The 24,142-nt window shown below is 64.6% G+C and carries 22 protein-coding genes and 1 pseudogene; 14 read left to right on the forward strand and 9 right to left on the reverse strand.

The window, feature by feature from the left end; translation table 11 throughout:
• Positions 1-101: 101 nt before the first annotated feature.
• Positions 102-536 (forward strand): helix-turn-helix domain-containing protein, encoded by a 435-nt coding sequence (locus V3B25_RS13285; RefSeq protein WP_197599781.1) that lies wholly within the window; start codon positions 102-104, stop codon positions 534-536.
• A gap of 51 nt (positions 537-587) precedes the next feature.
• Here the strand turns inward: V3B25_RS13285 and V3B25_RS13290 are convergent, their stop codons facing one another.
• Positions 588-1,163 (reverse strand): protein-tyrosine phosphatase family protein, encoded by a 576-nt coding sequence (locus V3B25_RS13290; RefSeq protein ID WP_197599780.1) that lies wholly within the window; start codon positions 1,161-1,163, stop codon positions 588-590.
• A gap of 288 nt (positions 1,164-1,451) precedes the next feature.
• Here V3B25_RS13290 and V3B25_RS13295 point away from each other — a divergent pair, with 288 nt between their 5' ends.
• The gene (locus tag V3B25_RS13295) at positions 1,452-2,411 is read left to right on the forward strand and encodes an NIF family HAD-type phosphatase (RefSeq protein WP_329810827.1); all 960 of its coding nucleotides are present in this window, start codon (positions 1,452-1,454) and stop codon (positions 2,409-2,411) included.
• 155 nt (positions 2,412-2,566) lie between these two features.
• Here V3B25_RS13295 and V3B25_RS13300 read toward each other — a convergent pair whose 3' ends face one another.
• On the reverse strand, positions 2,567-2,836 hold the full coding sequence (locus V3B25_RS13300; protein WP_197599779.1) for a helix-turn-helix transcriptional regulator: 270 nt from the start codon (positions 2,834-2,836) through the stop codon (positions 2,567-2,569).
• Between the two features lie 2,419 nt (positions 2,837-5,255).
• Between V3B25_RS13300 and V3B25_RS13305 the strand changes: the two genes are divergently transcribed.
• The 4 genes from V3B25_RS13305 to V3B25_RS13320 are packed head-to-tail and all read left to right on the forward strand — an operon-like array spanning position 5,256 to position 9,198.
• Positions 5,256-6,152 (forward strand): TIM barrel protein, encoded by an 897-nt coding sequence (locus V3B25_RS13305; protein ID WP_049422742.1) that lies wholly within the window; start codon positions 5,256-5,258, stop codon positions 6,150-6,152.
• Between the two features lie 27 nt (positions 6,153-6,179).
• The gene (locus tag V3B25_RS13310) at positions 6,180-7,865 is read left to right on the forward strand and encodes a GMC family oxidoreductase (protein ID WP_049422743.1); all 1,686 of its coding nucleotides are present in this window, start codon (positions 6,180-6,182) and stop codon (positions 7,863-7,865) included.
• Positions 7,865-8,440, forward strand: coding sequence for a gluconate 2-dehydrogenase subunit 3 family protein (locus V3B25_RS13315; RefSeq protein WP_049422744.1), 576 nt, complete (start codon positions 7,865-7,867; stop codon positions 8,438-8,440). Before V3B25_RS13310 ends, V3B25_RS13315 begins: the two co-directional genes overlap by 1 nt.
• A gap of 14 nt (positions 8,441-8,454) precedes the next feature.
• A complete protein-coding gene (locus V3B25_RS13320; protein WP_232528269.1) occupies positions 8,455-9,198 on the forward strand; it encodes a DUF1080 domain-containing protein in 744 nt (247 codons plus the stop codon).
• Between the two features lie 30 nt (positions 9,199-9,228).
• Here V3B25_RS13320 and V3B25_RS13325 read toward each other — a convergent pair whose 3' ends face one another.
• The 5 genes and pseudogenes from V3B25_RS13325 to V3B25_RS13345 form a co-directional block, all read right to left on the reverse strand.
• Positions 9,229-9,525, reverse strand: a complete 297-nt coding sequence (locus V3B25_RS13325) for a cytochrome c (RefSeq protein WP_049422746.1) — start codon at positions 9,523-9,525, stop codon at positions 9,229-9,231.
• Positions 9,526-9,543: 18 nt separating this feature from the next.
• Positions 9,544-10,407, reverse strand: coding sequence for a sugar phosphate isomerase/epimerase (locus V3B25_RS13330; protein WP_329810828.1), 864 nt, complete (start codon positions 10,405-10,407; stop codon positions 9,544-9,546).
• 19 nt (positions 10,408-10,426) lie between these two features.
• On the reverse strand, positions 10,427-11,551 hold the full coding sequence (locus V3B25_RS13335; RefSeq protein WP_329810829.1) for a Gfo/Idh/MocA family oxidoreductase: 1,125 nt from the start codon (positions 11,549-11,551) through the stop codon (positions 10,427-10,429).
• Positions 11,552-11,563: 12 nt separating this feature from the next.
• A pseudogene (locus tag V3B25_RS13340) lies at positions 11,564-12,781 on the reverse strand (nucleoside permease).
• 27 nt (positions 12,782-12,808) lie between these two features.
• Entirely contained in the window at positions 12,809-13,861 is a 1,053-nt protein-coding gene (locus V3B25_RS13345; RefSeq protein WP_329810830.1) for a sugar phosphate isomerase/epimerase family protein, read from the reverse strand.
• Positions 13,862-13,956: 95 nt separating this feature from the next.
• Here V3B25_RS13345 and V3B25_RS13350 point away from each other — a divergent pair, with 95 nt between their 5' ends.
• Together V3B25_RS13350 and V3B25_RS13355 are read left to right on the forward strand one after the other, a co-directional pair.
• A complete protein-coding gene (locus tag V3B25_RS13350) occupies positions 13,957-14,964 on the forward strand; it encodes a LacI family DNA-binding transcriptional regulator (RefSeq protein ID WP_049422751.1) in 1,008 nt (335 codons plus the stop codon).
• A gap of 104 nt (positions 14,965-15,068) precedes the next feature.
• Positions 15,069-16,121, forward strand: a complete 1,053-nt coding sequence (locus V3B25_RS13355) for a sensor domain-containing diguanylate cyclase (protein ID WP_049398863.1) — start codon at positions 15,069-15,071, stop codon at positions 16,119-16,121.
• On the opposite strand, the gene V3B25_RS13360 is transcribed toward V3B25_RS13355, so the two are convergent.
• Complete coding sequence (locus V3B25_RS13360) at positions 16,109-16,840, reverse strand: LysR substrate-binding domain-containing protein (RefSeq protein ID WP_204373793.1); 732 nt, start codon at positions 16,838-16,840, stop codon at positions 16,109-16,111. The two genes, V3B25_RS13355 and V3B25_RS13360, sit on opposite strands and share 13 nt — an antisense overlap.
• A gap of 271 nt (positions 16,841-17,111) precedes the next feature.
• Between V3B25_RS13360 and V3B25_RS13365 the strand changes: the two genes are divergently transcribed.
• The 5 genes from V3B25_RS13365 (at position 17,112) to V3B25_RS13385 (ending at position 22,051) form a co-directional block, all read left to right on the forward strand.
• Entirely contained in the window at positions 17,112-17,960 is an 849-nt protein-coding gene (locus tag V3B25_RS13365; protein ID WP_049398866.1) for an isocitrate lyase/PEP mutase family protein, read from the forward strand.
• A gap of 135 nt (positions 17,961-18,095) precedes the next feature.
• Positions 18,096-19,121: an AI-2E family transporter gene (locus V3B25_RS13370; protein ID WP_012510371.1), complete on the forward strand. Its 1,026-nt coding sequence runs from the start codon at positions 18,096-18,098 to the stop codon at positions 19,119-19,121.
• A gap of 162 nt (positions 19,122-19,283) precedes the next feature.
• Positions 19,284-21,026: a GGDEF domain-containing protein gene (locus tag V3B25_RS13375; protein WP_032127635.1), complete on the forward strand. Its 1,743-nt coding sequence runs from the start codon at positions 19,284-19,286 to the stop codon at positions 21,024-21,026.
• Positions 21,027-21,098: 72 nt separating this feature from the next.
• Positions 21,099-21,536, forward strand: a complete 438-nt coding sequence (locus V3B25_RS13380; protein ID WP_329810831.1) for a hypothetical protein — start codon at positions 21,099-21,101, stop codon at positions 21,534-21,536.
• A 14-nt stretch (positions 21,537-21,550) separates the two neighbouring features.
• The gene (locus V3B25_RS13385) at positions 21,551-22,051 is read left to right on the forward strand and encodes a GNAT family N-acetyltransferase (protein WP_329810832.1); all 501 of its coding nucleotides are present in this window, start codon (positions 21,551-21,553) and stop codon (positions 22,049-22,051) included.
• A gap of 3 nt (positions 22,052-22,054) precedes the next feature.
• Here the strand turns inward: V3B25_RS13385 and V3B25_RS13390 are convergent, their stop codons facing one another.
• Entirely contained in the window at positions 22,055-23,029 is a 975-nt protein-coding gene (locus V3B25_RS13390) for a LysR family transcriptional regulator (RefSeq protein WP_032127633.1), read from the reverse strand.
• Positions 23,030-23,202: 173 nt separating this feature from the next.
• Between V3B25_RS13390 and V3B25_RS13395 the strand changes: the two genes are divergently transcribed.
• Positions 23,203-24,126: an alpha/beta hydrolase gene (locus tag V3B25_RS13395; RefSeq protein WP_329810833.1), complete on the forward strand. Its 924-nt coding sequence runs from the start codon at positions 23,203-23,205 to the stop codon at positions 24,124-24,126.
• The last annotated feature ends 16 nt before the right edge of the window (positions 24,127-24,142 follow it).

Here is a 24,142-nt window from a genome sequence, read left to right on the forward strand (position 1 = left end):
ATCTTCTCCATCGCAGGGGAGCCGGGCCGGCGCGGTCCGCTGGCATGGCAGGGTCCATGAGGGTAAAGTCCGTAGCTACTACGGAGTCAAGCCTACTACGAATGAAAATCAGTGACGCCGCCGCCGCCAGCGGGTGCCATCTGGAGACGATCCGCTACTACGAGCGCATCGGCTTGCTCCCGAGGCCGGGACGATCAGGCAATGGTTACCGGGTCTACGGATTGCCGGACATTGAGCGCCTGCGCTTCATTGCCCGCGGTCGGGACTTGGGTTTCAGCCTGGAAGAGGTCCGTAGCCTGCTGCAGCTGGCCGGCGACGAGGGCCTGTCGTGCGTGGATGTGGATCGTCTGGCCCGCAGCCACTTGTCCGACATTCGCGCCCGGATGGCAGACTTGCAACGTATGGCCAACGAGCTGGAACGGGTAATCGCCAGTTGTCACGGCGGACAGCGAGCTGAGTGCACCATCCTGTCGACGCTGCGCCGGCCGGCTTCCGAGGACTCCCTACGTACGGAATCGAGCAAGAGCGCTACCTAGGCGCCCGCGGTCCAAAACCTATGCCTTTCGCAGTCCGACCGGTCGACGGTGTCAGTTGCCTGTAGCTTGGCTGCCCGGACCTGGACTCCAGGCGCGTATGAAGTCCTCCTGCTCACGCGTCTCGATCGCACCCGTCCTGACCTGACGAACCATGCTCATGGCCTGCTCACCTGTGGCAGCCGTGCCTGTTTCTAAAAGCAACAAGCACGCTACGGTGCCAGCTCGTCCTAGCCCGCCCTTACAATGAACAACTGCGCGGCTTCCGCGCAACAATTCACGACTGAGTGCTGGACCCAGCTCGCGCCATGCCTCCAAGAAAGAACTGTTCGGCGCTGCGCCGTCTACGATTGGAAGTCCGTACCATTTGATTCCCTGCGCCATCGCCCGCTTTGGCAGCGCGGCAATCCTAAGCTCATCGAACTCCCATGGCTCAATCAGGGAGATCAAGTACCCCGCGCCCCACTGGCGAATCGCGCAAAGATCCACGTCAATGTCACGACTCCATGGCCCCGTCATCGCGGCCTCCTGAAACTTCCCTGGCGCGAAAGTTACACCTACTGCGCCGCCACTGACTCCGACAGGGATCGTGGCGATATGCAGAGGATGTGTGTGACTGGTTCTGAACATTGTCGATCCCTCATCGCGGCAACAAAGAGAGCCGCAGCGCAGCGGCGACCACCCATGGCTCCTATGCCGATCCTTGAGCTAAACATTCCAGCCGACCAAGTGGTGCCGCCCTGCCGAGCAGCACAGCAAAGGTGATCCTTTTGTCAGTTGCAGGCAACAAGTACCAGTAGGCTCACGCTGCATGCGTACCAGTAGGCTCACGCTGCATGTGCACCAGTAGGCTCACGTGTTGGACAGCGAGAGTGTCCAGGAGCAAGGTGTACACACGCTCCTCGCTAGAGACAACACATGAAGCCGAGCATTCTGGCATTGGACCTCGAAGGGACACTCATTTCCAATGCGATAAGCCAGATTCCAAGACCCGGCCTCTGTCGGTTCTTGGAGGACGTCCGATCGCACTTCAGTCAGCTCATGATGTTTACGACTGTGCCGGAAGAGCGCTTTCGCAGCATTGCCGATTTGTTGGTTCGTGAAGGAAGCGCGCCTCCGTGGTTCGCGAGCCTTGAATACATCCATTGGACGGGCAGCACGAAGGATCTACGGCTAGCCACACCAAAATTAGGCGCGGCCTTGCTGCTTGATGATCATCGCCCCTATGTACACCCAGGACAGGAGCATCTGTGGGTTCAGATACCTCTGTTTGCGTCTCCCTACCCGTCAGAGGACGAGGGATTAGCGATCGCGCTTCGACTCCTGCTCGATCGCATCCACGCAACGGGCAATTTCACTGAAGCATCTCTCCAAGTACAGCTAAAGCCACAGGCAGAAGCAACGGGCGCACCACGGCGTTCCGACGCCTGCTCATCGGCCCAGAAGATCCTGTCCGACGCCGCCGTCAGGCGAGATGAACTTGCCGCACAGTGGCATAGCGCCGCCGAAGTCAGTTCACAGCTCGGCCCGTCATTGACCAGTGGTAGCGGCCTAGCCGGTCAGCTGCGCAGAGCCGGCCAGCTACTCGGGGTCTATGTAACGAAGCCTGTGCCCGGCTATCGCTACCCAGACTGGCAGTTTGGTGAAAATGGCGAACCCGTTGAATATTTGGCAGAAATCCTGTCAGTACTGCGTGCACTCGATCATTTCGAGATCGAGCCGGACAGGCTATTTCGCAGCACCGGATGGAGTGAGGCAGAGTGGTTTCTCTCACCGCACGCTCTGCTCAACGGCATGCCACCTGCCGAAGCCCTGACCTCTGATCCAGCTCGCGTGCTGCGGGCAGCCCGTACCGAGTTCGGGCAAGAGGACTCATAGCGTCCCCGTCAATCGACTTCGCTCAATGCACCCAAATCGCAGCTTGGAGACCGATCAATGGCAAGCGTTACGCCGGAATCGTAATAGTGATCAACTGACCACCAGCAACAGAAGGAGCAGTTCGCCCCTGATAACCGGGCGTTGGCCATCGCGCCTTAGCGAACTGGAGGGACGCGCATCGCCCTCCACTCTGACATCAAAAGCGAGCTTGCCTCTGCAGCACTCATGCCAAGGGCCGAGGTGAGCCTGAGGTACTCGAGCAAGTCCAATCTCCGGGCACCGGCCTCAATGGAAGAGATAGTTTGCTGCGGCCAATCCAAGTGCGAGGCAAGCGATACTTGGCTAATTCCCATAGCCTCCCGTCTCGCCCGAAGCTGCTCAACGAGACGCCGGTATGCTTCTTGGTAGATCGTCTTGGTTGCCATTCCGCCCGCTCGAGGAAGCGGACAGCAATCTATGGCCCAGTGCCGCGTTACATGAAAATCATGTAGACAATGCAACTGGCTGGTGGGTAAGATCGCTCACTGGTGGGAGCCCTTGGAACTGAGTGCGCCATGGACTTGATCAACTGACCCTATTGACTGCGAGGCCAGACTTGGCCTCACTGGTCGCGTCCCTTGGACCGTACTACTCGTGCCTGTGGTGTGCACTCGAAGACTCTGTTACAAGAAATGCCCCGGTCGCCTCAGATGACGGGCCTGTGTGGAGTTTGCTGCGAAACCTCCAGGCGGCGGGAGTACTGCTGACCGAGACCAGCGATTCACCATCCACTCGAAGGTCCCTTTACCACCCTTTCGCCTGGACATACTCTCCGGCGTGGCAGGCTCTCCCAAACCTTCGCAATGCGCTGGCAGTTGCACTAAATGGCTGGCAAGGGCCGGCCCATACAGAAGCTCGCGTCGCTCTGTGGGGGCGGCTTGTCAACGACGAGATATCCGCATACTTGGCGAACCTTCTTCGACGGCACCGAATAAGTCCTGAGCGAGCAAACGGAGTCATCGCAATGCAGGAGAGCCCGTGGTTCAACCTCAGCTCGGGCAGACGGCGATATGTCGCATGGTCGGGGATGCGTGTGGCAGCTAGTGTCATGTTGCAGACTGAGATGAACGAAGAGGCCGCCATGCAAGCACTTTGTAAAGAGATGCAGATCAGATCGCGATGGCTTCAGCGACGGGAGCAAGAAGCAAGACTCGGCCCGAGGGAGTTCTCCTTCTTGCCCAACGCCGACTGGCGCAGACCTATAGCTATTGAGGTCGCGCTAGGGAGCCTCTTGGGATCGGACAGTGACTACTGGACGCTTTGCCCTTCCGCGATACGTCTTACACATGCCGCAAGTTCTCGTCGCTAAAACGTTCCAGCATGCACCTGCTGGCTTGGCCTAGCGCACAGCCGAAGGCGGAGGCGGGTCGCGCGGCACCGAAGACCGCACACGTCGTGGGTCAGAGCTCCCGCCAGCCGATCAGCGCCTGGTTGAGAAGCAGCGATCTACCTCAGACGCTGAAGGGTAGAGACATCCTCGGATGAGAGCAGTTCCTCCCCAGTGGCGCTGTTGAAGACAGAGCGATCTAACCGAAGACCGAACCGACTGACATGGCGCTCGTTCAGTAACTTCTGTATCAACTCGGATACTTCGGTGTCGGATGGCCTCTCCTGCGCTCCAGCGACCAAGCCAAGGGAATCTCCTTCTCGCGTCCCGGAGATGAGCGCCTGCTGGAGCGAAACTGGCCTAAGGCCACGCAGTGTCTGTGAAAGACCAATCACCATCTGCTCGATCACGCTGAGCCTTTGCTCCAGCGACCGTACGTATGCGGCAACTCCCGTGTCGTCTGAACGCCAGGGATCAGCAGTAGCTGGCATCCGCAGATCTTGCCTAAGCTCCTCGGACCTTAGCTCAATGTAGATGGCTGAGCGGCTCCTTGGAACGGTTGCGAACGATCGACGCAACCCGATGCGGTCACCACCATTGGCCAGGTGGCATTGGCCTTCGAGCGCTACAGCGAGCACCATCGACATAGCGCTCTGCGCTTCCGCTCACCCCGGGAGTTTCGGCGCGCTATGCTAACCGGCGCGCAAGTAAGGAAACCTGTCCGCAGATACGGGGAGCATTCCACGGGATGAGTTAAAAAAATTATCCAAATTGTGCTGTGGCTCAATGCTATTTTCTTCGCTGCAATCTGGCTGTTCAGAATGTGGGTGGGGACAGCCCCGTGGCCGGCCGCAGCTCAGTCAATTTCCATAGCCATTGTCCTTTCTACGTTGACGCTGAGGCCTTCACGCCCTAGGTGTATTGGGACGACGCAGCTCTGCTACTAGGGTGCCTGCCTCGGCTTGCTTGAGCATGGCAATGATCTGGCTATCAAAAAATAGGGGCTTTCTCATGGAACCTCCTCGGGTCAGATTTCGAGGGAATTCCAATTTGAGGTCATCTGATTTGCGGGGATTGCCGGGACGCCGGTGAGTTGGAGCCTCTGCAGTGTTGAGAAAAATATAGGATTGAGGTCAGCGGGCACTCTTTCTCACCCAAATTTTCCATTTGGTAGAATAACTGGTGCTATCAATGGTGAATGAATTCCTAGAATGGCAGTGTTTTAGAGAGATTTCTAGTAATGAGGTATGCACAACATGTGTGCACAACCCTTCTGATCGAACGCTCGTTCGCAGCAGAAAAGAAAGCCCCGCTCATGCGGGGCTTTTCTTTATCCGGAATCCCTTCGGAGTTGTGCCCCGCAGCATCGGTTTTCGTGCACCGCGACTTGCAAACAGACAATTTCCTCCCCTATGGTGCAATCGATTGCATTGCTGTGAATCGTTGCGTTTGATACCGGTTGGGAGGCCGGCAGGTGGATGTCCATCCATTCGATCAGACCGGCCTCGGCGACGGGCCTCACGCGGCGCGATGCGTTGCGCATGGCGGTTGCTGGAGGCGTAGCTCTGGGTACTGCGGGTACGCTGCCCGCATTCGCCGCCATGGCGCCGCTCAAGGGTAACCTGAAGCATTCTGTCGCCCGCTGGACCTTCCCGCAGCTGTCCGTCGCCCAGCTTTGCGCGACGGTGAAGGACATCGGCTTTGCAGCGATCGACCTGGTCGGCCCGGAAGACTGGTCCACGCTGAAGGCGAATGGCGTGTACAGCTCGATGTGCAACGGCGCGGAGCTGGGCCTGACCAAGGGCTTCGCCGGCCGCGAATTCCACGACCAGCTGGTGGAGCGCTACACGCGGCACATCGATCTGGTCGCCGATGCCGGCTATCGCAACCTGATCTGCTTCTCCGGCAACCGCAACGGTATGGACCCCGCCGAAGGCATCGCGAATGCCGAGGCCGGCCTCAAGCGCATCCTCGGGCACGCCGAGAAGCGCGGGGTGGTGCTGGTGATGGAACTGCTGAATTCCAAGGTCGACCATCGCGACTACCTGTGCGACCACTCCGCATGGGGTGTGGAGCTGTGCCAGCGGCTCGGCTCGGACAACTTCGGCCTGCTCTACGACATCTACCACATGCAGATCATGGAGGGCGACATCATCGCCACCATCGGCAAGCATCACGCCTGCTTCAAGCATTACCACACCGCAGGCGTGCCCGGCCGGAACGAGATTGGAGACCAGCAGGAGCTCCACTATCCGGCCATCTGCCGCGCGATCCGCGACACCGGTTTCAAGGGGTATCTGGCGCAGGAGTTCACGCCTGCAGCGCCCGATCCCGTTGGCTCATTGCGCGAGGCGATCCGCCTCTGCGACGTCTGAAACGATATCCACCCAGGTGAGAAACCCATGGCAGATAATCACTACGACGCCATTGTTGTTGGCTCGGGAATCAGTGGCGGTTGGGCGGCGAAGGAGCTGACCGAGAAGGGCCTGAAGGTCCTGATGCTGGAACGCGGGCGCAACATCGAACACGTCAAGGACTACGTCAATGCGATGAAGGAGGCGTGGGACTTCCCGCACCGAAACCGGCCAACGCAGGCGATGAAGGCCGACTTCCCGGTGCTGATGCGCGACTACGGCCTGGCTGAGAACCTGGAAGGGATGTGGGCCAACGAACAGGACTCACCCTACATCGAGACCAAACGCTTCGATTGGTTCCGCGGCTATCACGTCGGCGGCCGCTCATTGTTGTGGGGCCGGCAGAGCTATCGCTTCTCCGACCTGGACTTCGAGGCGAATCTCAAGGACGGCATCGCAGCCGATTGGCCCATCCGCTATGCCGACATCGCGCCCTGGTACGACCATGTGGAGAAGTTCGCCGGCATCGCTGGCACCCGCGAAGGGCTGGACGTGTTGCCGGATGGTGAGTTCCTGCCGCCGATCCCGTTGAATATCGTCGAGAAGGACGTAGCTGCACGGATCAAGAAGGCCTTTGGCGGAACGCGCCATATGATCCACTCGCGCACCGCCAACATCACCAAGCCCATGCCCGAGCAGGGGCGCGTCAACTGCCAGTACCGCAACAAGTGCATCCTGGGCTGCCCCTTCGGTGCCTACTTCTCGACCCAGGCGGCGACGCTGCCAGCGGCGATGAAGACCGGCAACCTGACCTTGCGGCCGTTCTCGATCGTCAAGGAAGTGCTCTACGACAAGGACCGCAAGCGTGCGCGCGGGGTGGAGATCATCGACGCGGAGACTGGGCAGACCTACCAGTACACGGCCAAGATCATCTTCCTCAACGCGTCGTCGTTCAACTCGACGTGGCTGCTGATGAACTCGGCTACCGACGTCTGGGACGGCGGGCTGGGCTCATCGTCGGGCGAGCTCGGGCACAACGTGATGGACCATCATTTCGGTGCGGGTGCCTCCGGCCGCGTCGAGGGGTACGAAGACAAGTACTACTTCGGGCGTCGCCCCTGCGGCTTCTACATTCCGCGTTTCCGCAACGTCGCGGCCGACAAGCGCGGTTACCTGCGCGGGTTCGGCTACCAGGGCGGCGCCAGCCGCACGGGGTGGTCGCGCGAGATCGCCGAGCTCAACATCGGTGCCGATCTGAAGGAGGCGCTGACCGTGCCCGGTGACTGGCGCATCGGCATGACCGGGTTCGGCGAGATGCTGCCGCACCACGACAACACGATCCGCCTGGACCGCGACCGCAAGGACAAGTGGGGGCTGCCAGTGCTGGCGATGGACGTTGCCATGCGTGCCAACGAACTGGCGATGCGAAAGGACATGGCCGCCGATGCCGCCGAGATGCTGGAGGCGGCCGGCGTCAAGGACGTGAAGATGCACGACAACGATTACGCCCCGGGCAAGGGCATCCACGAAATGGGGACCGCGCGCATGGGACGTGATCGGAAGAGCTCGGTGCTGAACCAGCACAACCAGGTCTGGGATGCACCCAATGTCTATGTGACCGACGGTGCCTGCATGACCTCCAGCGCCTGCGTGAATCCTTCGTTGACCTACATGGCGCTGACCGCGCGCGCGGCCGACCACGCCGTGCGCGAACTGAAAGCGGGGAACCTGTGATGGATCGCCGCGAGCTGTTGAAGATGATCGTCGCCGCCACCGGTGCGGCCATGGTTGGATTGCCTGCCCTTGCGCAGGGTCAGGCGCCGGCGGGCGCTACCAAGATTCATTTCTCCGATACCGACGTCGCCACGCTGGACGAGATCGCCGAGACCATCCTGCCGCGGACCCGGACACCAGGGGCGAAAGACGCGGGCGCTGGTCTGTTCATGGCGACCTTCGTCAGCGACTGCTACACCGCCCGGCAGCAGGCGACCTTCCGCGCAGGGCTGGCCGATATCGACAAGCGCGCCGGTGGCCGCTTCGTGTCGCTCGCGCCGGAAGCCCGCACCGAATTGCTGCGCACGCTGGATGCGGAAGCAAAATCACACACGGCCGAGGTCACCGAGACCGGTACGCCTGAAGAGGGCGAGGCGATGCCGCACTACTTCACGATGCTCAAGCAGCTGGCCATCTTTGGCTTCTTCACCTCGAAGGTCGGCGCGACCGGGGTGCTGCAGTACGTCGCCGTGCCGGGGCGCTACGACGGCGATCTTGCCTATGTTCCCGGCACGCCCGCCTGGGGGACCAGCTGATGGAGCGCAACAGGATGATCAAGCCGCTGCTGATCGCGGCCACCGTGCTGGCCGCCGCACCCGTGTTCGCGCAGAACGGTGCCGACGCCGCGCGCGACCCGAAGAAGACCGAGGTGTGGACGCCGGTGCCTGCGACCGTGGCCACGCCGCCAGGCAGGGCCCCGTCCGACGCAATCGTGCTGTTCGATGGCAAGGATGTCTCCGCGTGGGAGTCGGAGCAGGGCGGAGGCGTGCCCTGGAAGGTTGCCGATGGCGCCATGACCGTCGTGCCCGGCAGCAAGGGCATTCGCACCAGGCAACGCTTCTGCGACGTCCAGCTGCATGTCGAGTGGCGCACGCCTACCGACACGAAGGGCTTCGACGGGCAGAACCGCGGCAACAGCGGCATCTTCCTGCAGGAGCTGTATGAGCTGCAGGTGCTCGACAGCTACAACAACCCGACCTATGCCAATGGCCAGGCGGGCTCGATCTACAAGCAGGCCATGCCGTTGGTGAACGCCTCGCGCGCACCGGGTGAGTGGCAGGCCTACGACATCCTCTGGAAGGCGCCGCGCTTCTCGCAGGGCGGTGGGCTTGTGTCGCCCGCGCGCATCACGGTGCTGCACAACGGCGTGCTGGTGCAGGACGACACTGTGCTGGCGGGCAAGACCGAGTACATCGGCGCGCCTTCCTACGCGCCGCATGCGTGTGCGCCGCTCTATCTGCAGGAACATGACTCCAGGGTCAGCTACCGCAACATCTGGGTGCGCGAGCTGTAGGGGCACGCGGCCAGCGTGGTCGCCGGCCGCTTACTTCGCCAGGTAGCTGGCGATGTCGTTGATCTCCTGCTGTGACAGCTGGGAGAAGGGCGGCATCAGCCCACCGCCCTTGCTGATCTTTTCCTTGATCTGTGCGGGTGCCATGCGCTTGCCGATGTCGGTGAGCGCCGGGAATGCGCCCGGCATGCCCGCACGATCCACACCATGGCAGGCCACGCAGTTCGCGGTGTAGAGCTTTGCACCCGCAGCCGGATCGTCCTTGCACCATGCTGCTGTCGCAACGCTCATGCCGCCCAGGGCCACGGCCATTGCCAGGATCATTTTCATGTGGGGCTCCTTGATGCGTCAGCGCTGCGCATGGGCAGGCGCATTCGTGGTCAGGTGTTCACGCAGATAGTCCGCACCGGTCTGGATGATCCTGGCCGGATCGCGTGGCTGGTCGTGCTCGATGATGTACCAATGCACGCCGGCGGCTGCCGCAGCAGGCAGGATCGCGTTCCAGTCCAGCACGCCCTGGCCCACCGCGGCGAATCCGCCTTCGTCCTGGGCCTGGCCCTTCGGTGCATTGTCCTTGGCGTGCACCGCGAATACGTGGCCGCGGAACTTTGCCAGCATCACGGCCGGGTCCAGGCCTGCACGCGCGACCCAGGCCAGGTCCAGCTCGGTCTGCAGGTCGGGGCCGGCGGCGGCGAACAGCAGCTCCAGTCCGGTCCTGCCGTCGAAGTCGGCCAGTTCGAAGTCGTGGTTGTGGTAGGCCAGGCGCATGCCCTTGCCGCGCACCTGCTTTGCGATGCGGCCCAGTTCCTGGCCCAGGGCGGTCCAGCCGGCGGCATCGCCCGGGCGATCCTTCTTGTCCAGGTACGGCACCACCAGCGTCGTGTTGCCGATCGACCGGTTGAAGGTCACCACCCCATCCAGGTTGCTGCGCAGCTCGGCCAGCGGCACATGCGATGAAATTGCCTTGATCGAATACCGGTCCAGCAGCTGCTTGAGCTCGGCGGCGCTGGTGTTCTGCGTGCCGACCGTTTCCACCGCATGGACGCCAGCGTCGTGGACGATCTTCAGCTGCTGCTCGAGCGAGCCGGCATCGCGCAGGGTGTACATCTGTACCGCGATCGGCTTCTGCGTGCTGACAGCTTCGACTGAAAAAGCGGGCAGGGCAGCGAGCAGCAGAATGAGGCTTGCAGTTCCATGGACAAGGGCTTTCATCAACAGATCCTCCCGGGTTTCAACCGATGGTGGTCCAGGCACGCGACCTGGCTGATGCAATGACACGATCGACGATCTGCGCCGAGCGCAGGCCGTCCTCGAAGGTGGGCAGGCCCTGCGGCCGCTCGCCCTCGATGGCGCGATAGGTGTCGGCGACAAACGCTTCGAAGCACTGGGCGTAGCCCTGCGCGTGGCCGGCCGGCAACACCGACAGCCGGCGCTGTTCGGCACCGCCGGCGCCCGGTCCGCGCACGAAGATCTCCTCGCGCTGGTCGGGCAGGCCGATCCACAGGCGCTCGGCGTCCTCCTGGTTGAAGGCCACACTGGCGTTGGCACCGTCGATCTCGAACCAGAGGCGGTTGTGGCGTCCGGCCGAGACCTGGCTGACCGTCAGAGATGCCAGCGTACCGGCGCCGGTCCTGAACATCGCCGCCGCTACGTCCTCGCTCGTTACCGCCTGCATTGCGCTGGCCGCGGTTGGCGTGCTGAAGCTCTGCCCGCTGACGGCGCCGCGCTCGGCGATGACCGTAGAGAACGCCGCGCTGACCTCGGCGAAGCGTTCGCCGCTGACCCATTCCACCAGGTCGCACCAGTGCGAGCCGATGTCGGCGAACACGCGCGATGCGCCACCCAGCGCCGGGTCCACGCGCCAGTTGTTGCTGGCCGGGTCCAGCAGCCAGTCCTGCAGGTAGCTGCCGTGGATCAGGTGCAGCGGCCCCAGATCGCCTTCGGCGATGCGTGCGCGCGCCTCGCGCACCACCGGGTGGTAGCGGTAGACGAAGGGGATCGTGGCAACCAAGCCGGTCGAGGCGGCCAATGCTGCAAGGGCCTGCGCATCGTCCAGCGTGGTCGCCAGCGGCTTCTCGCAGATCACGTGCTTGCCGGCTTCCAGCGCGGCCTGCGCCATCGCGCGGTGCAGATGGTTGGGCGTGCAGACGTGCACGACCTGCACCTGCGGATCGGCGATCACCTCCTCGATGTCCCGATAGGCGCGCGGGACATTCCACAGCTGCGCCATCTCACGCGCGCGCTGCGCTGACGAAGCGGCGACGCCGCGTACCTCGGCACCGGCGAGCAAGGCCGCCCGGCGGTGCACGGTGCCGATCATGCCGGCGCCGACGATGGCGATTCCAAGCTTTGGCATCGGCTGCGGTCCTCAGGGCGTGGAAGGCGCGGCCGCGGCCGCCGGCCGCTCGCGGAACAGCAACAGGAAGGCGACCAGCACGAGCAGTGCGACGCCGGCCGGGAACAGCCATATCTGCTGCCAGTCGGGGCCGGCCTCGGTGGTGAAGTGCTCCACCACCGCGCCGGACAGGAAGGTGCCGATCAGCATGCCCACGCCGTACGTGGCCAGGGTGATGAAGCCCTGCGCGCTGCTGCGCACGGCGGGGCCGGCATGGGCATCGGTGTAGATCTGGCCGGTGACGAAGAAGAAGTCGTAGCAGATGCCGTGCAGCACGATGCCGATCACCAGCAGCGAGAAGCCGCTGCCCGCATCGCCGAAGGCGAACAGGACGTAGCGCACCACCCAGGCCGCCATGCCGACCGCCAGCATCGTCTTGACGCCAAGGCGAACGAACAGGAACGGCATGGCCAGCATCAGCAGCACCTCGGAAACCTGGCCCAGCGACTGCAGGCCTGCGGCGCCGCGCACGCCCAGGTCGTTGAGATACGGATTGGTGAAGTTGTAGTAGAACGACAGCGGGATGCAGATGGCGATGGACGCCAGGAAGAACACCAGGTAGGCGCGCGACTTCAGCAGCCGCAATGAATCCAGCCCGAGGATCTGCCCCAGCCCGGCATCGCGCTGCTGTGCCAGTGGCGGCGTGTGTGGCAGGGTGAACGCATACAGGCCCAGTACCAGCGATGCCAGCGCCGCCATCCGGAACGTCAGTTCAAGCCGATGGGCCTGCTCCCAGCCCAGCCAGCCGATCAGCACGCCTGCGACAATCCAGCCGATGCTGCCGGCCACGCGTACCAGCGGGAACTATTTCTCGGGCGACTGCATGTGCCGCATCGCCACGCTGTTGGCCAGTGCCAGCGTGGGCATGAACAGCAGCATGTAGCCCATCACGCAGGCCGAGAACACACTGAAGCTGGTGGCGGTGGACGCCAGCCACATCAGTACCGCGCCGGCCAGGTGCAGCACCGCGAGGATGCGCTGCGCGGCGAAGTAGCGATCGGCGATCAGGCCGACCAGGAACGGCGCCACGATCGCGCCGATCGACTGGCTGAGGAAGGCGGTGGCCACCTGGCTGGCGCTGGCCTGCAGCGGGCCCTTTACCAGGTACGTCCCGAGGGTCACGAACCACGCTCCCCAGATGAAGAACTGCAGAAACATCATCGCGCCCAGGCGCGACATTGCGTGCGACATGGCTTGCCCTCCCGGGGCGGTAATGGCTCAGATTCCCAGCATGTGGTGCAGTGATGCGGCGTCCGTGCCACTGTCGGCAAAGTCATCGAAGGCGCGCTCGGTCACCCGGATGATGTGGTCGCGGATGAAGGCGGCACCTTCGCGTGCGCCGTCCTCCGGGTGCTTCAGGCAGCACTCCCATTCCAGTACCGCCCATCCGGGGAAGTCGTACTGGGAGAACTTGGAGAAGATCGCCTTGAAGTCGATCTGGCCATCACCGGGCGAACGGAACCGGCCCGGACGATCGATCCAGTCCTGGTAGCCGCCATACACGCCGCTGCTCGCGCTGGCGCGATACTCCGCGTCCTTGACGTGGAAGATGCCGATACGCGCGTGGTAGCGGTCGATGAAACCCAGGTAGTCCATCTGCTGCAGCAGCAGGTGGCTGGGGTCGTACAGGATCTTGGCGCGGGGGTGATGGTCCACCACGTCGAGGAAGCGCTCGAAGGTCGCGCCGTCGTGCAGGTCTTCACCCGGGTGGATCTCGAAGCACAGGTCCACGCCGCAGGCGTCGAACGCATCCAGGATCGGGCGCCAGCGGCGGCCGAGTTCGGCGAAGGCTTCTTCCACCAGTCCCGGTGGACGCTGCGGCCAGGGATAGAAATAGGGCCAGGCCAATGCGCCGGAGAACGTGGCATGCGCGGTCAGCCCCAGGCGCTGGCTGGCTTTGGCGGCCAGCAGAAGCTGCTCGACTGCCCAAGCCTGGCGGGCAGCCGGATCGCCGCGCTTGTCCGCCGGCGCGAATCCGTCGAACAGGCTGTCGTAGGCCGGATGCACCGCGACCAGCTGCCCCTGCAGATGGGTGGACAGCTCGGTGATCTGCACGCCATGACCGGCCAGCATGCCGGCGACGTCGTCGCAGTACGCCTGGCTGCGCGCGGCCTCGGCCAGATCGAACAGGTGGGGCGCGCCGGTGGGGACTTGTACGCCAGAATAGCCCAGACCCGCGGCCCATCCGGCCAGCGTGTCCAGCCGATCAAAAGGAGCTGTGTCGCCGATGAACTGCGCCAGGAACAGCGCTGGACCCTTGAGCGTCTTCAACGTGATTCGCCCTCGATGCAATCGATTGCATTATCCTAGCAGGGGCTCACGCAGGACCTGTTGTGCAGTGCACAGCAGACAGGAGAACTAACGCCATGGCCACCATCTACGACATCGCGAAGCACGTCGGCGTCTCCGCAGGCACGGTGTCGCGGGCGCTTTCCCGGCCGGACAAAGTGCTGCCGGCTACCCGCGCGCGCATCGAGCAGGCCGCCGCCGCACTGGGCTATGTGCCCAACACGGTGGCCCGCACGCTCAAGACCCAGCGCAGCGGCAAGATCCTGGTTACCGTCCCGGACATCGCCAATCCATTCTTCGCGCAGATCCTGCAGGGGGCGGAGGACGCCGCACAGGCGGTCGGCTATGCGGTTCTGCTCGGCGATACCCAGCATCAACCCGACCGCGAGGAGCGCTATGCGCAGATGCTCCGGCGCAACGAGGCTGACGGCATGATCGTGCTGGGGCACCGCCTGCCGCCCACGGCGCGCGAGATCGTCCAGCAGCGCGGTGCCGCCGCGCCGGTGATCAACGGCTGCGAGTTCGACCCCGCACTGGGCATTCCCAGCGTCCATATCGATAACGCCGCGGCCGCGCGCGTGGTGATGGAACATCTGTATGGGCTGGGACACGAGCGGATCGCCGTGGTCGGCGGACCGCCGGACAATCCGCTGCACCAGCAACGGCTGGAAGGGGTGCGGGCGGCTGGCAAGGCGCGTGGACGCCTGCGCCAGCTGAACATCGTGCCGGGTGACTTTTCGGTGGAATCCGGCCATGCGGCTGCCATGGCGCTGCTGGACGGCATGTCTGCACCAACGGCGATCTTCTGTTTCAGCGATCAGATGGCGCTGGGCACCCTGGCGGCCTGCCGCGATCTGGGCATCCGCGTGCCGGAGGACCTGTCCATCGTCGGCTTCGATGATCTGGCATCTTCCCGCTACCTCACGCCGCCGTTGACCACCATCCGGCAACCGATGCGGGAGATCGGTGAGCGCGCGGTCAACCTGCTGCTTGCCATCATCGAGCACATGGATGTGCCGCTGCAGCAGACGCTGGATTTCAGCCTGATGCTGCGGGGTTCAACGGCGCCACCCAGGCGTGGGTGAGGCAGGGTAACCGCCGTGAATCCTTGATCCCGAATTGACGCAGAGCTGTCAGACTCACCAGAGGCCGCCCGGCAAGGGCGTGCGATCGCGCAAGGGGGTCGGCAATGCCGTTCTTGACGGACTCGACGGAAGTCGCGGTCGAAGGCATCGGCGCGGCACGTCGCATCGGCTGGATGCGCTTCGTGGGCAATGGGCTGGGCGCGATTCCCATCGCCTCGATCATTCTTGAACGTCAGGACGGCCCGTGGGCCTGGGTGTTGCTGCTGCTCAACGCGCTGGCCTGGCCGGCGCTCGCGCTGGTGCTGACCCAGCGCTCACGGCAGCCTGCGGTGGTCCAGTTCCGTTGCATGGTGGTTGATTCCTTCTTTGGCGGTGGCTGGATCGCCTTCATGGGGCTCAGCGTGGTACCCAGTGCGTTGTTCGCCGCGCTGCTGGTCGCCGACAAGATCGCCGCCGGTGGGGTGAAGCTGGCGGTACGGGCCACACTGGCACTGGTGGTGGGGTTCGCGCTCACCTGGTGGGGGCTCGGGTTTCCTTACCAGCCGGTGTCATCGCAGCGCACGATCGTGCTCAGCGTGCCGTTCCTGTTCGTCTACGGCATCGGCCTCAGCATCCTCAGCTGGCAGCTGGCGCGGCGGGTGAAATCGCAGAACCGCCAGTTGAAGCGGCTGAGCCGCATGGACCCGCTGGTGGAGCTGGCCAACCGCGGCTTCCTGATCGTCCGTGCGCAGCAGGCACTGGACAAGGCGCAGGGGCAGGGTGGTTTTGCCTGCCTGCTGATGCTTGATGTGGATGACTTCAAGCGCATCAATGACTCGCACGGTCATCGCGCCGGGGACGAAGTGCTGCGCCATATCGCCTCCACCTTGCGCGCCTTCGCCCGGCCTGGCGATACCCCTGCGCGGCTGGGAGGCGACGAGTTCGTCGTGCTGCTGCAGGACTGTGCGCCCGTCGATGCGATGCATGTGGCAGAGCGGGTTCGGCTGCAACTTCTGGAGGCAGCACGGCAGGCAACCCCGGGCATCGAGTTCAGCGTCAGCATCGGAATCGCGGCGACGCCGCGCGGTGGCAGCGTCGAGGACTGGCTGGCACTGGCCGACCGCGCGCTGTACCACGCCAAGCGCCAGGGCAAGAACAACGCCAGCTATGGCGAATGAGGTGTTGCCAGGTCTCTGGCGCAGGCCAGCAGCTGGGCGGCCGTTGCCGGAGGCTTGCAGCGCACCGCCAACTGCAGCGTAGTGGTCGGCATGCCCAGTTCCAGCGCAACAAAAGCCAGGCCGCTGCGGTGCATGCTCTGCATCGAGGCCGGCACGATGGCGATGCCCATGCCGGCAGCGGCAAGGTTGATCGCCGAAGCCACCTGCGGCGCTTCCTGCTGGATGGTAGGCGCGAAGCCCTGGCTGCGGCAGGCAGCGACGACGTCTGCACTCAGGCCCTGGCCCGATTTCCGCGAGAACAGGATGAAGCGCTCGTCGCGCAGCTCGACCAGCGCGATGCTCGTCCGGCACGCCAACGGGTGATCGGCCGGCAGTACTGCCACCAGTGGTTCGGCACTGAGTTGCTGTGTCATCCGTTCACCGGTATTGGAAAACGGCGGGCGCACGATTACTGCATCGAGTTCGCCATCATCGAGGCGCCGGACCAGGGATTCACTGCCATCTTCTACCAGCCGCACCTGCACTGCCGGATGCGCCCGCTGGAAGCTGCGCATCAGCGCGGTGACCGCCTCGTTGTAGGTCGCCGATTCGGTCAGCCCCAATGTCAACGTACCGACCTCGCCGCGTGCGGCGCGCAATGCCTCCTCCTTGGCCTGGTCGACACGCGCGAGGATGTCCTCCGCGGCTCTCCAGAATACCTGGCCAGCATCGCTGAGCACGATGCCGCGTCCCTGCCGGTGGAACAGCGGTGCCGATCTCTTCCTCCAGGGCGCGGATCTGCTGCCCGAGCGGCGGCTGGGCGATATGCAGGGCCTCGGCGGCCTTGGTGAAGCTCTGCAGCTGGGCAGTCATGACGAAGTAGCGCAGGTGCCGCAGTTCCATTGGAACCTCAAACGTTCTGGTGCTGTACGAACACGGTATTGGACGGTCGCCGCTGGCGGCAACATCATCGGTATCCCACGGCAGATGTCCAACGACAAGGGAGACCACATGAAAAAGACACGTCAGTTGCGCGATCTGCTCCGCCAGGGCAGCGTGATTGCGCCAGGTGCATTCGATGGATTGTCGGCACGCCTGGTGGAGCTGGCCGGCTTCGATGCGGTGTATGCCAGCGGCGGCGCCATCGCGCGTTCGGCCGGCGTGCCGGACATCGGCCTGCTCGGCCTCAGCGAAGTGCTTGCGCAGGTTGAACGGATCGTCGATGCCTGCGATCTGCCGGTGATCGCCGACGCTGACACCGGCTTCGGCGGCACCGCGAATGTTGAACGCACGGTGCGCGCGTTCGAAAGGGCAGGCGTTGCCGCCCTGCATATCGAGGACCAGGCCTTCCCCAAGCGCTGCGGACACCTGGATGACAAGACGCTGGTCGACGCGGGCGAGATGTGCACGAAGATCCGTGTCGCCTGCCAGTCGCGGATCGACCCGGAGTTGATGATCATCGCGCGTACCGATGCCATCGCCTGCGAAGGCCTGGATGCGGCGATCGAACGGGCGCAGGCCTATGTGGACGCGGGCGCGGACATGATCTTCGTCGAGGCACCGGAAACGCTGGAGCAGATCGAGGTGATTTCGCAGCAGGTTCCCGGGCCGAAGCTGATCAACATGTTCCACAGCGGCAAGACGCCGCTGGTACCCGTGGCGCGGCTGGCCGAACTCGATTACCGGCTGGTGATCATTCCCTCGGACCTGCAGCGCGCTGCGATCCGGGCCATGCAGCGCACCCTGCAGGAGATCGCAGCGACTGGCGACAGCGGGCGTGTTGCCGGCGAGCTGGCCAGCTTCGGCGAGCGTGAGACGATCGTGCGCACGGCGCGGTATCTGGCACTGGACCGGGTGTGATCCGGGCGTGATTGCGGACGTGCCGATGGACGGAGAAGGGGCGGCGGAATCCGCGTGTGTTGCCTGTTCATCCTGCACCCGGAATCATCGCCGCCAATCCTCTACCATGGGCCACCCTGCCCGGACGTGCCGCCCATGCAAGACGCCCTCGTTGCCCAGCCCAAGCCCCCCGTCCCGAGGATCGCGGCCTGGCTGATGATGCTGCTGGGCATGTGGCTGGCGTTGAAGCTGGGCCTGGTGGTGACCCTGCTGTCGGGCCTGCTGGTGTTCCAGCTGACCCACCTGCTGGCCTCCACCGTGGAGGGCAAGCTGCCGCCAGGCCGGGCGCGGGCGATCGCGGTGATCGTGCTGTCAGCGGTGATCATCAGCGCGCTGGTGCTGGCCGGGATCGGCGTGGCGTCATTTTTCCGCAACGAGACCGGTGGACCGGACGCATTGCTGGCGCGGCTGATGGAGATCCTCAATTCGTCGCGGCACCAGGTGCCGGCGCTGCTGCAGCCGTACATCCCCGAGGACATGCCGGCGCTGCGCACGGCACTGAACGACTGGGCCGCCGAGCATCAGCGCCAGCTGGGCGTGGCCGGTACCTCGGTGGTGCAGGTGGGCGTACGCGTACTGATCGGTATGGTGCTGGGCGCGATGATCGCGCTGTATGACGAACTGCCGCTGCCGAAGATGGGCCCGCTGGCGCAGGAGCTGATCGGCCGCACCAGCCGCCTGGCCACTGCGTTCCGCCAGGTGGTGTTCGCGCAGGTGAAGATCTCGCTGCTCAACACCGTGTTCACCGCCATCTTCCTGCTGGGCGTGCTGCCGTTGTTCGGCGTGCACCTGCCACTGTCCAAGACCCTGGTACTGATCACCTTCATCGCCGGCCTGCTGCCGGTGGTGGGCAACATCATTTCCAACACCATCATCACCATCGTCGCGCTGTCGGTCTCGTTCTACGTGGCCGTGGCGGCGCTGCTGTACCTGATCGTGATCCACAAGCTGGAGTACTTCCTCAATGCGCGCATCGTTGGCGGCGAAATCCAGGCCCGCGCCTGGGAGCTGCTGTTGGCGATGCTGGTGATGGAAGCGGCGTTCGGCCTGCCCGGCCTGGTGGCGGCGCCGGTGTTCTACGCCTACGTGAAGCGCGAACTGGTCGACCAGCGCTGGATCTAGTACGGCAGGGTGTGACGCATTCGCCTCAGCCCGGCGCGGGGTGAGACCTTGCCGGCGCGTTCGCGGTGGCTGCGGTATACCCATGGTCACGGTTCGCGCGGCACTGGCTTGGCGCTGCCGGGACCGGCGGCTACAGTGATCCGCACTTCAGGGGAAATTTGCATGGCCGGCAAGGCATCGCCCATCGGACTGCGGACCTGGGTCTGGATCCTGGCGGGGTCGTTCGTGGTCTGTACGCTGCCGTTGATGGCCATCGCGCTGGTCCAGGGCACGCTGCGCTACAGCGCTGCCGAGGACAACCTGGTCAGCCTGCGCCAGCTGCGCCAGACCTTCGACCTGGCCAACCTGGTCTCGGCCGAACGCGGCCCGGCCAACAGCCTGCTCGGTGCCGACCCGGCCGATGCCAGCGAGCATGCGCGGCTTACGCTGCAGCTGGCGGTGGTACGCAGGCGTGTGGACACCGCGCTGCAGCAGCTGGATGCCGTGTTCACGGCTGATCCGGGCGTGGTGGATGAGCATGGGATGCTGGCAGACGCGCAACGTCGCCTGCAGTCGGCACGCGCGGGCGTGGACCGGGTGGCAGCGCAGCCGCGCGACGCACGACGCGTCGAAGACGTGGAGCGCGCGATCAGCGGCATGTTTGCCGTGGTCGACCGCCTGCACCTGCTGACCTCGGCACAGATCAACGTACTGGTCCGGGCCGACCGCGAAGCGGCGATTCCAGCCATGCAGGGGCAGGTGCTGATCGACCTGCGCGAGCACGGCGGGCGTCTGGCCTCCAACGTGATGGCGCCGGTGGCGGTACCCGGTGCCTGGCGCAACGAACAGGTGCGCGCGGCGCTGCAGACCGAGGGCCGCCTGCTGGAACTGTGGCGGCTGGCCGGCAGCCACGAATCGGTGTTCCGCAGTGATCCGACGCTGTCCTGGCATTGGGATATGGCGCGCCGGCAGTTCTTCGGCGAGTCACTGCCGATGATCGAACAGCTGATCGACGACGGACGGCGTGGCCTGCCGCCGCCGTGGACCGCTGCCGAGTTCACCACGCGCTACGTGCCGACCTTGCAGTCGCTTGAGGCGCTGCGTGACGGTTACCTGAGTGTGTCCATCGCCAGGTTCGAGCACACCCGCAACCGGGAGGCCACGCGGCTGGCGGTGCTTCTGGCCACCGCGCTGGGAACCCTGGTGGTACTGGGTGTGGCGCTGCGTATCGCGCATCTGCAGATCCTGCGGCCTCTGCTGCAGGCACAACGGCAGGTGATCCAGATTGCCTCCGAAGCGCCTGGGCCCGAGCAGCATGTGACCCATCCGCTGGCCGAAATGCAGCGCCTGTTCGATGCGATTGAAGTGCTGCGCGAGAAGTCGCGCGAACGCTCGGCGCTGACCAGCGAGCTGCGCCAGCTGGCCGGCACCGATGAATTGACCGGACTGCTGAACCGTCGCGCGCTGGAGGAACTGGTGCAGCAGCGCCACGACGAGGGGCGGATGAGCGCAGTGGTGATCCTGCTGGACGTTGATCGCTTCAAATCGATCAATGATGGTCATGGCCACGATGCGGGTGATGAAGTGCTGGTACAGGTGGCGCAACTGCTGCAGCGCCATCTTCGCCGCAGCGACAGCATTTCCCGCTATGGTGGCGAGGAGTTCCTGGTGCTGCTGGCCGACGGTGACCTGGCCGCTGGCCGACAGCTGGCCGAATCGCTGCGGCTTGCGCTGCAGCAGCTGGACATCGTGGTGGCCGGCGGTACCGTGCTGCGGGTGACCGCCAGCTTCGGCGTGGCCCGCGGTGCTACCGACGCCTTGGGCTGGCGGACCCTGCTGCGTGCCGCCGATGCGGCCATGTACCAGGCCAAGGCGCAGGGCCGCGACCGCGTGCGGGTCGCCGGTGGTGGGCGCATTCCACGCTGAAACATCATGTTCATCGCTGGCGCACGCATGGCTGCCTAGACTGGACCTTCGACCATTTGGCAGGAGCGCATCATGACCGTTCGCCCCGTCGTTGCTGCAGCGCTGCTGGCCGGGATGCTGGCCGGCTGTAGCTCCACGTCGTCGCAGACCGCTGCGGATGCGCCACGCCACCCCTCGGTTGCCGCCGACCTGAGCCCGGTGCCGGCTTTCACCGGCGGCGGTGCGGGTTGGAACATTGAGATCGCCTCCACCGGCCAGGGCAACCACGATGCCAGCCTCAGCGCTGACGGCCGTACCCACAAGGGCACGCTGCGCTATCCGGGGCAGCCGGCCGATGCACCGAGCTCGCTGATCGTGCTCAACGGCGAGCTTGGCGAGCAGCCCGCCATCGTCGAGATCAAGCGTGAGTCGTGCCGCACTGCCGAAGGTGTGGACACCCTGGCCAGCGTGCAGGTGACGATGGAAGGGCAGCCACAGCGCCGCGGTTGTGGCCACCTGGCGGTGTATTGAGGTCGCGCGACGGTATGCTCGAGATTCCCACGCTTTACACCGAACGCTTGCGGCTTCGCCCGCAACGGCTCGATGATTTCGAGGTCTACGCCGCATTCCTGGCGTCGCCGCGTGCGTGCGGCATGGGCGGTCCGTTTGGTGAGGTCGCCGCGTGGGGGCAGTTCTGCCACGACCTGGCCAGCTGGCAGCTGTTCGGCCACGGTGCGCTGATGATCGAGCGCGGCGACAGTGGTGCCTGCATCGGCCAGGTCGGTATCAACCACGGTCCGTTGTTCCCGGAAAAGGAACTGGGCTGGCTGCTGTATGACGGCCATGAAGGGAAGGGCTTCGCTACCGAAGCGGCCGGCGCGCTGCGCGACTGGGCCTTCGTGGTGGCGCAGCTGCCGACCCTGGTCAGCTACATGGCATCGGACAACCTGGCGTCGCAGGCCGTTGCACAGCGGCTGGGCGGCGTGCTGGACGATCACGCCGTGCGCAGTGATGCCGATGATCTGGTGTATCGCTACCCGCGCTGACGCCTAGCTGCCCGTGGCCGGGGCCTGTACCGTGCGGCCGAGCGCCTTGGCGACGCCTTCGCGCTTCTCGATCAGGAATTCCATCAGGGCGCGCACGCGCGGTGGCATCTGCTCGCGCGAAGGCACGTACAGGTAGAAGCCGGGGAACGGTGCCGACCACGCCGGCATCAGGCGGACCAGGCGCCCATCGGCCAGCATCGGCTGCAGTGACAGATCGATATGCTGCATCACGCCCAATCCCTGCAGCGCGGCGCGGATCATGCCCTCATCGTCGTTGGTGACATAGCGTCCGCGCGGTTCCACTTCAAAGTCATGACCGGGCTGGCCCGGCGTGCTGAATTCCCAGGCATAGACCCCGCCGCTGCCGGTCTGCCGGTAGCCCAGGCACTCGTGGGTGGCCAGTTCGGCGGGCGTGGTGGGCGTGCCATGGCGGGCCAGGTAGGCCGGCGAGGCGACCACCACCATTTCCAGCATCGGCGTGACCGGCACGGCGATCATGCCTTCGGCCAACCGCTCGCCAAGGCGGATGCCGGCGTCACAGCCGTCGGCAACGATGCTGGACAGGCCGTCGTCCATCACCAGCTCTATGCGCAGCTCGGGGTAGCGCGCGAAGAACTCCGGTAGATGCGGTTCGATCAGCGTCTTGGCAGTCAGGCGCGCGGTGTTGATGCGCAGCAGGCCGGACGGAGCGTCATGGCTGGCGCGCAGGTCGCGTACTGCGGTTTCGATGGTGCTCAGCGATGGCCGCAGTGCGTCGAACAGGCGCTGGCCTTCCTCGGTGAGCGACATGTCACGGGTGGTCCGGTGCAGCAGGCGTACCCCCAGCTGTTTCTCCAGGGTCTTCAGGCTCTGCGACAACGCCGGGCGCGAGACCCCCATCTCAACGGCCGCTTTGGTGAAGCTGCGGTGGTGGGCGATGTGGGCAAACCAGGCCAGCTGGGGCAGCAGGGCCGGGTTGATCGGGCTGGGGGCGCTCATGGGGCTCGGTCGGCAGGACGGCGGGAGAAGATGGCGGCACAGGTTGTCGCTATTTGGTAATTGCAGCTTACTACTTTGGTTGTGATTGGCCGCTTTTTCGGCCCCAATCCCGGGTCTATCGTGCTTGCAACGGCGACACCCGTCGCCTCCCGCCGCTATCGAGGAGCCGCAGCATGGAAACCATCAACATCCAGAATCCGGACATGGCCTGGCCGATCGCCGCCGACCTGCGTTTCCCGCCGGACTTCGACCGCAACCGGGTCTATCCCGCGATCATCAGCATGCATCCGATCGGCAGCTGCAAGGAGCAGACCGCCGGCAACATCTACGGTGAGGCCCTGGCTCGCGAGGGCTACGTGGTGATCGCCTATGACGCCAGCTTCCAGGGCGCCAGCGGTGGCGAGCCGCGTCGGGTCGAAGACCCGACCCAGCGCGTGGAGGATGTACGCCGCGTGGTCGACCATCTGGTCACCCTGCCGTACGTGGATGCCGAACGCATCGGCGTACTGGGCATCTGTGGCGGTGGTGGCTATGCGATCAACGCCACCATGACCGAGCGCCGCATCAAGGCGGTCACCAGCATCACCGGTGTCAACTTTGGCCGGCTCAGTCGTGAGGGCTTTGGCGGATTCGATCCGATCGGCACGCTGGAGGCCATCGCTGCCCAGCGCACCGCCGAGATGCGCGGCGGCGAGGCCCGTGTGGACCTGTTCCTGCCGCCTTCGGTGGAACAGGGGCGCGCCGCCGGCATCACGGATATCGATGTGCTGGAGGCCACGGACTATTACCGCACGCGCGAGCCGCAGCCCAACGGCGTGGTCAGTGCGCTGTTCTCGCATCGCGGTGCAGCGGTGGGCTGGGATGCCTTCCACCTGGCCGAAGTCCTGCTGACCCAACCGTTGCTGGTGGTGATCGGTGACAAGCCGGGTGGCTTTGGTGCCTACCGCGATGGCCTGGAGATCCATGGCCGTGCGGCGTCGAAGCACAAGCAGTTGAAGGTGGTGGAAGGCTGGTCGCATTACGACCTGTATGACAAGCCGGAGCCGGTGCGCGAGGCCCTGGCAGCGGTCGTTCCCTTCTTCAAGCAGCACCTGTGAGCTGATGTGGCAGGTG

The sequence above is a fragment of the Stenotrophomonas sp. SMYL8 genome (assembly GCF_036320065.1).
GTDB classification, from domain to species: domain Bacteria; phylum Pseudomonadota; class Gammaproteobacteria; order Xanthomonadales; family Xanthomonadaceae; genus Stenotrophomonas; species Stenotrophomonas maltophilia_A.